Below are 12,668 nucleotides of genomic sequence, written 5' to 3'. Positions count from 1 at the left end.
GAAAAAGAATAGTTTCCTCATCCTTCCAGGAAGCCGAGGAGCACGAGATGCAGGCCACCATCGAAAAACTGAAAGCAACGGCAAGCAGCACAGCCGCAACCGATCTGCGCGCTGCTTTTGCGGCCGACGACAAACGATTCAGCCGTTTCAGCGCCAAATTCGATGACCTGCTGATGGACTATTCCAAATGCGCTGTTAATGACGAAATCGTCACGCTTCTCGAACAGCTGGCGCGCGACGGTGGCGTCGAGGCAAAGCGCGAGGAGATGTTCTCCGGCAAGGCGATCAATTTCACCGAAGATCGTGCCGTGTTGCACACCGCACTGCGCAATCGCTCCAACACGCCGGTTCTCGTTGACGGCAAGGATGTGATGCCGGATGTGAACGCCGTTCTTTCCGCCATGGGCAAGTTTGCCGACGCCATTCGCTCCGGTTCCCTGAAAGGTGCGACCGGCAAGAAGATCACCGACATCATCAATATCGGTATCGGCGGCTCCGATCTCGGCCCCGTCATGGCGACGCTGGCGCTTGCGCCTTTCCATGATGGTCCGCGTGCGCATTTCGTCTCCAATATCGATGGCGCGCATATTGCCGACACGCTGAAGCTCGTTGATCCCGAGACCTCGCTCTTCATCGTCGCCTCCAAGACCTTCACCACAATCGAAACGATGACGAATGCCGCGACCGCGCGCCGTTTCATTGCCGAAAAGCTGGGTGAAGAGGCTGTGAAGCACCATTTCGCCGCCGTTTCGACAGCATTGGAAAAGGTTGCCGCCTTCGGCATCGAGAGCGATCGCATCTTTGGTTTCTGGGACTGGGTTGGCGGACGTTATTCGATCTGGTCGGCTATCGGCCTGCCGCTGATGATCGCCATCGGGCCGGAGAATTTCGGAAAGTTTCTGGATGGCGCGCATGCCATGGACAAGCATTTCCGCGAGGCACCGATCCGTGAAAACCTGCCGATGCTGCTCGGTCTCATCGGATTTTATCACCGCAACGTGCTGAACTATTCCACGCGGGCGATCCTGCCCTATGACCAGCGCCTGTCGCGTTTCCCTGCCTATCTGCAGCAACTCGACATGGAATCGAACGGCAAGGGCGTGACGATCGACGGGACACCTGTCGAAGGCCAGTCCGGCCCGGTCGTCTGGGGCGAACCCGGCACCAACGGCCAGCACGCCTTCTACCAGCTCATCCACCAGGGCACGAGCGTCATTCCGGCGGAATTCATGATCGCCGCCAACGGTTTCGAACCGGAACTGCGCCATCAGCACCAGCTTCTCATCGCCAATTGCCTGGCGCAGTCGGAAGCCCTGATGAAGGGCCGCACGCTGGCCGAAGCGAAAGCCCAGCTCACCTCCAAGGGCACGGAAGACAGCCAAGCCGATTTCATCGCGCCGCACCGCGTTTTCACCGGCAACCGCCCGTCCATTACCTTCGTCTACGACAAGCTGACGCCATTTGCGCTTGGCCGTCTGATCGCGCTCTACGAACACCGCGTCTTCGTGGAAGGCGTGCTGTTTCGCATCAACTCCTTCGACCAGTGGGGTGTGGAGCTTGGCAAGGAACTGGCAACCGGCCTGCTTCCCGTCGTTGAAGGCAAGGAAAGTGCAGCCGGCCATGACAGCTCGACACAGGGTCTGGTGAAGGCGCTGTCGGGACTGGCGGGGTAAAATCCTTGCTCCCTTGATAATTACGAAAGCCGGAAGGAAACTTCCGGCTTTTTCAATTCAGCATTGATGGAACGCCGATTGGAGGCACATATGGCACTGCGGCAAGGCAAGGATTTTCTGGCGTTTCATGACCTGCCTGAAGATGCGGTGCTGTCGATCATAGACCGTGCAGGCAGTCTGGCGCAGGACTGGTCAAAGGGCACGATGCCACAGCTGCTCAAGGGAAAACGCATCGGGCTGATCGTCGACGACACCGGTTGGCGCAACACCGCTGCCTTCGATCTCGGCATTCAAGCCATGGGCGGTATTTGTGTCACCGTCCCGATCAGCTTTAATGGTCGCGAAGAAATTGCCGACCTGGCGGGCTATCTCGACAACTGGTTCGATCTAGTCATTATCCGCACGAAAGAACTCTCGACCCTCCGGGCGCTTGCGGGCGAAATGCGCGCACCCGTCATCAACGCGCGGACCAAGTCCAATCATCCCTGCGAGACGCTTGGCGATCTTGCCCACATCAAAAGCTTGAGAGGCCGGGTCGACGGTCTCAAGATCGTCGGCGTCGCGCCGGATGCCAATATTTTGCGCTCGTGGGTCGAGGCCTCGATGTCCCTGCCAATTCAGGTCACACAAGTTTACCCCGAACAATGGCACGTCACCGATGCTGCGCTCATCAACCCGAATTTCCGGGCCAGCTCTGATATGGCGGAGTTGCTCGACGCGGATGTGGTCATTACCGATTCCTGGCCCGCCGGTTCGGATCATATCCTGATCGACTACCGTATATCCGCATGCCTTCTCGACAGGATGCAGCCCGAGGTGATCTTTTTACCCTGCCCGCCGGTCGCCCGTGGTCAGGAAGTGACGGCAGACGCAATGACCCATCCGGCCTGTCAAAGCCGGCCCGCAAAGGCATTTCTTTTGCACGCGCAGAATGCCCTGATGGAATTTCTCCTCGCCTGAGGCGGCGCCGGTCGCCTCAGATATACAGCGCCGCCATCTTGCGCCAGGGGCCTGCCCGATGGGCACGTCCCTCCCAGACATGCAACTGATGCCCTATCTGCTTGTCATTAAGAACCCGGCTCAGGTGATGGTTGTTGTCCAAAAACGGATCGGCATCGCCGATGGTGAAAACCATGTCGATGCGGCGGAGGTTTTCAAGCCGCCAGCCGCAGGCGAGGTCCGGCAGAAAGTGGCTCGGCATGTGGAAATAGACATCGTCATCGTAGTAACCGTCGAACAGATCGCCGAAGGATTCCACCTTCATCGTCAGATCGTAGCGGCCGGAAAAGGCGACGAGCTTGCGGAAAAGATGTGGGTGACGAAAAACGAGGCTGGCGGCCTGAAACGCGCCGAGACTGCAGCCCTGCACGATGGTATCGCCATGCGGGTTTTTCTCAGCCATCAGCGGCAGCACTTCATTGAGAATATAATCTTCGAAGGCGGCATGGCGGCGAATGCGCTCGGCCGGGTGATTATAGGTCGCATAAAAGGTCTCTTTGGCCAGCCCCTCGATACAATAGAGCTGAAGATGACCGGCCTCCACTTTATCGGCCAGACTGTCGACAAGGCCAAGTTCCTCATATTCGAAGAAGCGCCCGTCGCGTGTGGGAAACATCAGCACCTTGGCGCCACAATGACCGAATATCAACAGCTCCATATCACGATGAAGCCTTTGACTATACCAGCGGAGATATTCGCGTTTCATGGCACCTTGAAAAACTGTCTGACCTTGTCCCTGTGGACCGCATCTTGGGATGCACTGTCAGCGTATTCGAAATGTCCCGCGTCTAGGATGAAGATTTCATTAAATTTTGAGAACGGCAGGGCATTGGCAACCGCAAACTGGCACGGCGGCGCCACCGCCGGATCGAACAGGGCGGGCGCGACCAGCATCGGCACTTTTATGCGGGAAGCCGCAGAAGCGGCATCGAACAGACGCAGCATTTCCAGCACATTGGCATGGGTCTTCTGATAGGTCTGGACCGCATCCGCGCTGCCGACGGTCGGCAGCGTCAGCCAGAACGGCCGGTGTCCGAATGTCGGTACGACCAGATGGCCCCGGTCTATGCGCGCATCATATGGTATCGCCAAAGCCCCAATCCCGCCGCCGAAGCTGATGCCGCTGTAGCCCACCTGCCCTTCCAGCCATGGATATAGCGTGACGAGCGTGGAGACGGCGATCCACAGATCATCGACACAGCCACCGATGATGTAGTCGTCTTTTCTTTCGATGTTGTAGAGGACATGAAGGGCCGGGTCGGACGAAATCGGCGGACAGGCGCTTAGCGAAAGCCCGCGAAAACAGAGAAACAGCACGGCCGTTTCTTCAACCGGCACATCGAAATCGGGCTCTCCCCGCCCACCATAACCATGGCCGACAACAAGTCCGCGCCGCACCTGTCCTTTGCGCGGCAGAAGCATCCATCCACCGATGCGGAAGCCGCCGGTGGATGTGTATGAGATATCGAGAACATGCCAGCGGGGATGGCTGAGTTTGCTCTTGCGCAGCACCGGTCGCGGATCCGTGGCCAGCGCGCGGCGATAACGCTTCTTCCAGAAATCATCAAAGCCCGGCGGCGCCTCAGGCGGGATAATGGCCTGCAACTGCTCGCGCCGCATGCTATAGGTCGGGTCGAAATCGAAAGGATGGGTTGTTGGAACGCTCATGCGATGCTTGTTTCGTGAAAGACCGGCCGACACAAGCTTCTTGATATCCAAATATCGGTTTTTTACGACCCTGACCCAGGCAGGAGTGGTGAACCGCCTTTTCAAAACGGTTCAACCATATACTTTACAATCCGATTTCATGCGCGAAGGGCGGATTTGCGCCAGCTCGCGAGACGGTCACCGCAGCAGCCTTTGCGCCGAGCGCCAAAGCCTTTCTGATCTGCTCTTCCGTCAGCGAAGCGACCTGCGCCTTCGTCAGTAGCCCCTGCATTTTCAGCGAGGCGAGAATGCCGGCGTCGAAGGTGTCGCCCGCGCCGACGGTATCGACGACCTCCACCCGCTCGGAAGCCACTTCCACCTTGAAATTGGCGGTGTAACCGACCGCACCCTTGGCGCCACGGGTGACGACGACCAGTTTCGCGCCGTGATGCAGCCAGTGGCGAGCGAGCGTGTCCTCGTCACCTTCCAGACCGAACCACTCGAGGTCTTCGTCAGAGAATTTCACGATATCAGACATGGCAGCCATACGACGGATGCGGGCCATATGCGACTGCTTGTCCTTGATGAAACCGGGGCGGATATTCGGATCGAGGGAGATGACTCGGCTTTGATGCTCGCGCACCATAAGCGCCTCATAGGTGCTGCCGCAGGGTTCCGGAATGAGGCTGATCGCGCCGAAATGCAGCGCCTCGCAATCGGCGCCCAAGGCCGGAAGCTCGGCCTCGGTGATCATCCGGCCGGCAGTGTTTTCGTCATAAAAGGCGTAGGTGGCATGGCCATCGACGAGCTTGACGAAGGCGATGGTGGTCGGGCGCGAAAGTGTTGCGCAATAGCTGAAATCCACGTTGCTCGCCCGCAGGGTTGTCCGCAGGATATCGCCCATCATGTCATCGGAAAGACCCGTGAAGAACGCGGACGGGACGCCGAGACGCCCGAGCGCAATGGCCGTGTTGAAGACTGCTCCGCCTGCATAGGGGGCAAAACCCGCCTCACCCAGCGTCGTCTGCCGGGGCAGCATGTCGATCAGGGCTTCACCACAACACAGGATCATTACGGTCCTCCTCAAACAGCAAATCAAATGGACTTAAATCGATTTAGACGAAGATCGATCGGAAGGCCAGCCACAAGCTGGCTGGCCGCATCCGAAATTAAGATTGCGGCAATTCGCTGACGCCGCCGCGCTTTGCAGACCATGGCAACGGGTTATCGAGGAAGGCCTCGACCTCCGACAGGGTCTTTTCGTCGAACAACTTTTCAGCCCGGGCAACAGCCAGAACATCGCGCCACGTCGTGAGATAATGCAGCTTGACATTGCCATTGGCAAAGCGCGCTTCGGCCTGTTCGAAAATGCCGTAATAGAAGAGCGCAATACCGTGATCGACAATGCCGCCTGCCGCGCGGATGGCGTCGATGAAGGTGAACATCGAGCCGCCAGCCGTCGTCAGGTCCTCGATGACGAGCACGCGGGCGCCTTCCGGCATATGGCCTTCGATCTGGGCGTTGCGGCCATGGCCCTTTGGCTTCTTGCGGCAATAGATCATCGGCAGGCCAAGACGCTCGGCAAGGAAAGCCGCGAAGGGAATGCCCGCCGTTTCACCGCCCGCGACACAGTCGAATTTCTCGAAACCGGCCTCGCGCATCACCGCCGCTGCCGCAAAATCCATTGCCGCAGAGCGAATACGCGGGAAGGAAATGAGCTTGCGCATGTCGATATAAACAGGGCTCTTCATGCCCGAAGCGAAGGTGTACGGGCTTTCCGAATTGAAGTGGACCGCCTTGATTTCCCACAACATCTTCGCAACCAGTTCTGCAACGACAGTGCGGTCAGTGAATGTGAAATGGTTCATAGGCGTTCTCCTTTTTCGGCCTTCATAACAAAACCGCCGGCAGTGCCGGCGGTCATTAAAAAAATCAGCTCACGTCCCAATGAAGCGGGAACATCGGATCAAATACGGTCACCGGCCCGGCGCCCGTCTCGATCTTGGCGGGAAACGACACCGGCTCCTCGCGCTTCACCAGCGTGATGGTCTCCTCATTTGGCGCCAACCCGTACCAGGCTGGGCCGTTGAGGGAAGCGAAGGCTTCCAGCTTGTCGAGAGCGTTTTCCTGCTCGAAGACATGCGCAAGACAGCTCATGGTGTTGATCGAGGTATAGATGCCGGCGCAGCCGCAGGCGCATTCCTTCAGCGGATCGACATGCGGGGCGGAATCGGTGCCGAGGAAGAAGCGGGCATCACCCGAAATCGCGGCCGCACGGAGTGCCAACCGGTGCTCCTCGCGCTTTGCGACGGGCAGGCAGTAATAATGCGGCTTGATACCGCCGACCAGAATGGCGTTGCGGTTGATGATGAGATGGTGAGTGGTGATGGAACCGGCGAGATTGGCCTTGGACGACTTGATGTAGTCCACGCCATCGCGGGTGGTAATGTGCTCCATCGTCACCTTGAGTTCAGGCAGGCGCTGGCGCAGCGGCTCCAGAACCGTGTCGATGAAGGCTTTCTCGCGGTCGAAAATATCGACCTCCGGCGTCGTCACCTCGCCATGCACGCAAAGCGGCAGGCCGATCTTCGCCATGCGTTCCAGAACCGGCATCGCCTTGTTGAAATCGCGCACGCCGCCGTGGGAATTGGTGGTCGCGCCGGCCGGATAGAGCTTCACGGCGGTGATAAGGCCACTTTTCTTGCCCTCTTCCACGTCGTCGGCCTGCGTGTCCTCGGTGAGATAAAGCGTCATCAGCGGCTCGAAACGGTCGCCCGCAGGAATGGCCTTGACGATGCGTTCGCGATAGGCGCGGGCATCGGCGCAGGTGACCACCGGTGGCACCAGGTTCGGCATGATGATTGCGCGGGCGAAATGGCGGCTCGTATCCCCGATCACGCCTTCCAGCATGGCGCCATCGCGCAGATGCAGATGCCAGTCATCAGGGCGGCGAAGGGTGAGCGACTTCATCGGGATACCTCGGAGCATGACGGAATTGGCGCCCGCTTAGCATCTTTCGTCACAGGAAAACAGCCGCCGAGAGGCATCGGGCGGCTGTAAATGTCATTTTTTTGAAGCGAGCCTCAGATGCCGCACGCTTCGGGACCCCACACATCCGTCATGGCAAAGCCGTCCGCAAAGGGATCGAAGGGGTCAAGGCCGACCTGGTGCAGCCCGAAGGTGAAACCGCGGCCGGCAATGGTGGGAATGACCGCCGGACGACCTGCCACTTCGGTGACGGCGGAAAGGCCGACATCGAATTCCGAACCGATGATCGAACGGGATTTGTATTCGTCTCCCACCTTCACCTTGCCGCGCGCATAAAGCGTGGCGAGATTGGCGGAATTGCCGGTACCGCAGGGCGAGCGATCCGCCCGGCCCGGCCACATGGTGGTGCAGGTGCGGATGGAACCATCGGCATCCACATCGCGGAACATCACATAGGCCACGCCTGATATGGCGGGGATTTCGGGATGCACGACCGTCATTTCACTGTTGACGAGGTCCTTGAGGATCATGCCCGCAGCAACCAGTTTCGCTGCATTGGCCTTTTCGATGGTCAGGCCGATCTGGCGCACATCGACCAGCGCGTAAAAGATGCCGCCATAGGAAATATCCATCGTCACCTTACCCCATTCGGGCGTGTCGATGGTCACATCCAGCTCATGCACGAAGGACGGTACCATGGTCAGCTTGACCTTTTCGCAGCGCCCGTCGCGGCAGGTGGCGGTGGCCTTGACCAGACCGGCGGCCGTTTCCAGAATGACGACCGTTTCCGGCTCCTGCATCTCCACCATGCCGCTTTCCAGAAGTGCTGTCGTCGCGCAGATGGAATTGGAGCCGGAACTGGCATGCGCCTGATCCGGCTGGAGAATGACGAAGGCTGTATGGGCATCCGGGTGTTTCGGCGGCAGCAGAAGATTGACTGACCCCATGGGCGTGCCACGCGGCTCCAGCGTCAGAAAGCGGCGCAGGGCTTCCCCTTTTGGATCGGTATTCATCCAGTCAAGCTGCTCGGCCACGGTGTTGCCGGGAATTTTCGGCGCGCCGCCGGTGACGACACGGCCGATTTCGCCTTCGCAATGAACATCGAGAAGCTGCAGGGTGCGTTTCCAACGCATGGGATCTTACTCCGGAAGTTGAGCTGTTGACCCGACCATATAGGTAAAAATACAAGCTGTATACAAATCTGCGCGAGCTGGATGGCGAAAATCGCTTATGGTTTTCGCCATCCAGTTCTCATCATGATCTAGCGATTTCGGCACTCCGCCCGGTTACGATTGGCGGCGGCGTCGCAATTCACTCGCGAAGACTGAACTGCCTGATCGTCCACCACGGAGCCGGCCGTATCACCAACCGATCCGACGGTGTTTTCGACAGAGCGACCGAGCCTCTCCACCTGCCTGCCGTAATTTTCACGCGTGCGCGGATCGAACACCGCAATGGGCGCGCTGACCACGACGCTTGCCGCCGTTCCAACCGTTTGCGCGGCACCGATGCTGACCGCGCCCAGCGCCTCCCCCAGACCGACATCGGAATCCGTCACAGTCTGGCCGGCAATGAGGCGGTCGCCGATCAAGCGCACGACTTCAGGGCTTTCTGCAAATTTGCCGTGGTTCAACCGGTCACCGGATTGCAGCTTGGTCAGATCGAGTACAGTGATACCGGCCTTTTCCAGCTGGCTGCGATAGGGTTCGACGGAAGGGTCGATCTGGCCCAGGCGGTCGACATTGCCGGAAATGCGGCGCGACAGGCTGAGCGCACGATCATCCTGCGAGACGAACAGGGTGAATTTCGGCGGCGCCTTGCCGAAGCTGGCGAACTGCCGGCTGAACACGTCCACATCGAGATCTGGTGCTGCCAGAATGACATTGCTGATCTTCGGATCGACGCGGCCGTTGCGGATGGCCATCTGGCGCAGCGCCTCCACGGCAAGCCATGTGCCCATGGAATGCGCCATGACCGTGACCTCGCCGATCGATTTGTCCTTTGCCAGACGGGTCAGCATTTCCTCAAGCGCATCGCGCGAGTAATTGGTGCTTTCCTTGTCGTAATTATAGTCGAAAATACTCGCCCGTGACGGCCATGTGAAAACCACAGGCACGACATCCGAGCCGGAATCATAGACGATCTGCGCAAAGCGATAGACCGATTCCTCGTAACGATTGTTGAAACCGTGCACGAAGACCAGAACGCGGCGGTCCTTATGGATATGTTTGCTGATCCAGCTTTTCGTCTCCGCTTCGGAACGAACAGGCTCAACCGCCACCGTGGTGAAATCCTTCATAGGGTTAGGCGGCAGCTTCTTCGGCCACTGCACCTGCCCGACCTTGCGGTTGGCCTTGGGCGGAATGGAGATGGTGACGGCATCGACCTTCAAGCCGGTTCCGCGTTCGCCGCCGAAAAGCACGGCGGCATTGTCCGAGGGCGCTCGCGTGGTGGCAACCAGGAGATTGACGGGCGTGGTTCCCGCCACGGTCTGCCCTGTTGGCGTCATGACCCCGATGGGACGCCCCCCGCAGCCAGCGAGCAGGGCAACAATCGCGATTATGGCTACGAAGCGGATGGGCATCACATCATTCTCCTGCAACCCAAAGGCAGCCGGATAGCGGCCAGAGGACAGGAATTTCTACCGGAGGCGGAACTGCCGCGCCAGCAACCATCGCGCAAGCGCGGAGATTTCCGCGCCGGTGTGTCCAAACAGACCCAATTTTCCCGCCTTGCGGAGCCGGGAGACGTGATTGTGACGTGCAGGCGAGTTCTATCGCTGCGGCAGCATCGTGCCCCTTTCGCGAAGGGCATTGTGCCAGGACAGCGCCTCTTCAATGAGGTGCGGCGTATGTCCGCCGCGTGCCACCGCTCGCTGGAAATAGTCCGTCAGGGCATCGCGATAGTGGGGATGCACGCAATTTGCGATAATGACAGCAGCGCGCTCACGCGGAGCAAGGCCGCGCAGATCGGCCAACCCGATTTCCGTGACCAGAATATCCACATCATGTTCGGTATGGTCGACATGGCTGACCATCGGCACGACGCTGGAGATGGCGCCGCCCTTGGCAATCGACTTGGTGACGAAGATGGACATGTAGGCGTTGCGGGCAAAATCCCCCGAGCCGCCAATGCCGTTCATCATGTGAGTGCCACCGACATGAGTGGAATTGACGTTCCCGTAAATATCGAACTCCAGCGCGGTGTTGATGCCGATGATGCCGAGGCGGCGGATGACCTCCGGGTGATTGCTGACCTCCTGCGGACGCAGGATCAGCCTGCTCTTGTAATCGGCCAGTCGCGGCATGACCCGTTCGTTCATGGCAGAGGAGAGCGTGATCGATGAACCGGAAGCGAAAGTCAGCTTGCCCGCGTCGAAAAGCTCGAAGGTCGAATCCTGCAGAACTTCCGAATACATTTTGAGATCGTGAAACGGCGTATCGATGAAACCGTGCATGACGGCATTGGCGATGGTGCCGATACCGGCCTGCAACGGCTGGAGTTCGTGGGTCATGCGGCCATGACGGACCTCATTCAGCAGGAATTCGGTGAGATGGCCAGCAATCGCCTTGGTCTCGTCATCAGGTGGCAGCACCGTCGAAAAACTGTCGCTCTTGTCGCTCAGGACGATTGCGGCGATTTTTTCCGGCGGCACCGGAATGAACGGCAGACCGACGCGACTGTCCGTTGCCACCACGGGAATGGGCATGCGGGTCGGGCGTTTTGCGGGGATGAAAATATCATGCAACCCCTCGAGAACGTCGGGTTGCGACAGATTGATCTCAACGATGACCTTTTCAGCCAGAATGGCAAAGCTCGCCGAATTACCAACGGATGTGGTGGGCACGATACCGCCGTCCGCCGTAATCGCAACCGCCTCGATGATGGCCACATCCACACCGTGGATCTGGCCGCCGCGCAATTGCTCGACCGTTTCAGAAAGGTGCTGGTCGATGAACATCACCTTGCCGTCATTGATCGCCTTGCGCAAAGCGGGGTCGGACTGAAACGGCATACGGCGCGCCAGCATGCCCGCCTCCACCATGGTCTTGTCGAGATCATTGCCAAGCGATGCACCGGTCATCAGGGTGATCTTCATCGGGTGCGTCTTCGCACGCTCGGCCAGCGCCAGCGGTACCGCCTTTGCTTCGCCGGCCCGCGTAAAGCCGCTCATGCCCACCGTCATGCCATCCTGAATAAGGCCGGCAGCCTCTTCGGCGCTGACGATCCTGTTCAAGAGGGACGCGTTGCGGATACGCTTTTCAAGCATGCACTTCTCCATGATCTGCATTCCAGATGGCGCGTCACGTGGCTGGCCACCTCACCAGTGACTATGGCGCGGAGTTTCAACGATGAAACTGACATAGATCAAGGGTGTGAACGGGACCATGGCTTTGATCCATCAAATCTGATCGACAGACCGCAAGTGGCGCATCGGCGCGACAGGCTGCAGGGCCATCGCAGCATCGCAGCCGACCGCAACCGCTGATGAGGCGTATGGATCGCCTCGTCGCATACCGGAGGGTTGCCTCAGCTATTGCCCGCAATCAGGGGCCTTCGCATGCGGAGGCCTGACCCAGCACGACCTGCCCTACTTCGACATCATAGGCACGCATGCCGAATGTACCGAGGCTGATCACCCGGTAACAGGGGTTGCCGCCGGTCCACAGGGGATCGACAACCTTGATATCGGTGATGAAGCGATGCGCGCAGGCCTGGCCGGAACTATAGGCGATGCCTTCAGCGCTGGTGCCCGCCATCGGAACGTGGATATGGCCAAAAACAATATGGCGCACGCCGGCCGGATGTCTGCCTAGACGCTGCATAACCGCGCCGTCATCATGCATGCCGATGTTTTCGAAATGCCGGATACCGCAATCCATTGGCGGGTGGTGAAGGAAAACCGTCACGGGAAGGTTGCCAGCGCCTTCAAGCGCCTTGTCCAGCCATGTCAGGCGATCCGCACCGTACATGCCGCCGATGACATCGGCCTCGTGGCTGTCGAGAAACAGCAGCCGGCCGAATTCGGTATCGATAAAGGACTGGATATAGCCGTTTTCATCCCTTGGCTGTTCGGGAAAGGCCGCCACGAATTCCGGACGGCGGTCGTGATTGCCGAGCATCAACCGCACGGGCAAGGACACGGACGCCAAAATGTCGCGAAGGAGTTCATAGGCCTCCGGCTCGCCGTAATTGCAAAGATCGCCCGTCATCACCAGAAGGTCGGCGTCTGCGTGTTTTTCGACAATATCTGATATCGCCGCGCGCAACTGCTTCTCGGGATCCACGCCGTTTATCGCAATGCCTGGCGGCAAAAGATGGGTGTCTGTAATCTGGATGATCTTCATTGTCGGTCTTTCT

Annotated in this window: 11 protein-coding genes; 2 read left to right on the top strand and 9 right to left on the bottom strand. The window is 58.9% G+C overall.

What is annotated here, in order from left to right; translation table 11 throughout:
* Positions 1-47: 47 nt before the first annotated feature.
* Both pgi and RBH71_RS14670 read left to right on the top strand, forming a co-directional pair.
* On the top strand, positions 48-1,673 hold the full coding sequence (gene pgi, locus RBH71_RS14675; RefSeq protein ID WP_003514881.1) for a glucose-6-phosphate isomerase: 1,626 nt from the start codon (positions 48-50) through the stop codon (positions 1,671-1,673).
* Positions 1,674-1,763: 90 nt separating this feature from the next.
* Positions 1,764-2,633, top strand: coding sequence for an ornithine carbamoyltransferase (locus tag RBH71_RS14670; RefSeq protein ID WP_003514879.1), 870 nt, complete (start codon positions 1,764-1,766; stop codon positions 2,631-2,633).
* A gap of 16 nt (positions 2,634-2,649) precedes the next feature.
* Here RBH71_RS14670 and RBH71_RS14665 read toward each other — a convergent pair whose 3' ends face one another.
* The 9 genes from RBH71_RS14665 to RBH71_RS14625 all read right to left on the bottom strand — a co-directional run bounded on the left by RBH71_RS14665 (position 2,650) and on the right by RBH71_RS14625 (position 12,655).
* Entirely contained in the window at positions 2,650-3,378 is a 729-nt protein-coding gene (locus tag RBH71_RS14665; RefSeq protein WP_003514878.1) for an esterase family protein, read from the bottom strand.
* Positions 3,375-4,340 (bottom strand): acetylxylan esterase, encoded by a 966-nt coding sequence (locus RBH71_RS14660; RefSeq protein WP_003514877.1) that lies wholly within the window; start codon positions 4,338-4,340, stop codon positions 3,375-3,377. The genes RBH71_RS14665 and RBH71_RS14660 overlap by 4 nt, the downstream gene beginning before the upstream one ends.
* A gap of 124 nt (positions 4,341-4,464) precedes the next feature.
* Positions 4,465-5,391, bottom strand: a complete 927-nt coding sequence (locus RBH71_RS14655) for a carbohydrate kinase family protein (protein WP_003514875.1) — start codon at positions 5,389-5,391, stop codon at positions 4,465-4,467.
* A gap of 97 nt (positions 5,392-5,488) precedes the next feature.
* A complete protein-coding gene (locus RBH71_RS14650) occupies positions 5,489-6,187 on the bottom strand; it encodes an orotate phosphoribosyltransferase (protein WP_003514873.1) in 699 nt (232 codons plus the stop codon).
* A gap of 64 nt (positions 6,188-6,251) precedes the next feature.
* Entirely contained in the window at positions 6,252-7,289 is a 1,038-nt protein-coding gene (gene pyrC, locus RBH71_RS14645) for a dihydroorotase (RefSeq protein WP_003514871.1), read from the bottom strand.
* Between the two features lie 113 nt (positions 7,290-7,402).
* The gene (locus tag RBH71_RS14640) at positions 7,403-8,440 is read right to left on the bottom strand and encodes a 4-hydroxyproline epimerase (RefSeq protein ID WP_003514869.1); all 1,038 of its coding nucleotides are present in this window, start codon (positions 8,438-8,440) and stop codon (positions 7,403-7,405) included.
* Positions 8,441-8,568: 128 nt separating this feature from the next.
* Entirely contained in the window at positions 8,569-9,891 is a 1,323-nt protein-coding gene (locus RBH71_RS14635; protein WP_003514868.1) for an alpha/beta hydrolase, read from the bottom strand.
* A 189-nt stretch (positions 9,892-10,080) separates the two neighbouring features.
* A complete protein-coding gene (locus RBH71_RS14630) occupies positions 10,081-11,577 on the bottom strand; it encodes an acetyl-CoA hydrolase/transferase family protein (RefSeq protein WP_003514866.1) in 1,497 nt (498 codons plus the stop codon).
* Between the two features lie 277 nt (positions 11,578-11,854).
* Entirely contained in the window at positions 11,855-12,655 is an 801-nt protein-coding gene (locus tag RBH71_RS14625) for a phosphodiesterase (RefSeq protein ID WP_003514864.1), read from the bottom strand.
* Between the last annotated feature and the right edge of the window lie 13 nt (positions 12,656-12,668).

Origin of the sequence: Rhizobium sp. AN68 (assembly GCF_030758035.1) — a bacterium.
Lineage (GTDB): Bacteria > Pseudomonadota > Alphaproteobacteria > Rhizobiales > Rhizobiaceae > Agrobacterium > Agrobacterium tumefaciens.
This window is presented reverse-complemented; position numbering and strand designations above follow the sequence as displayed.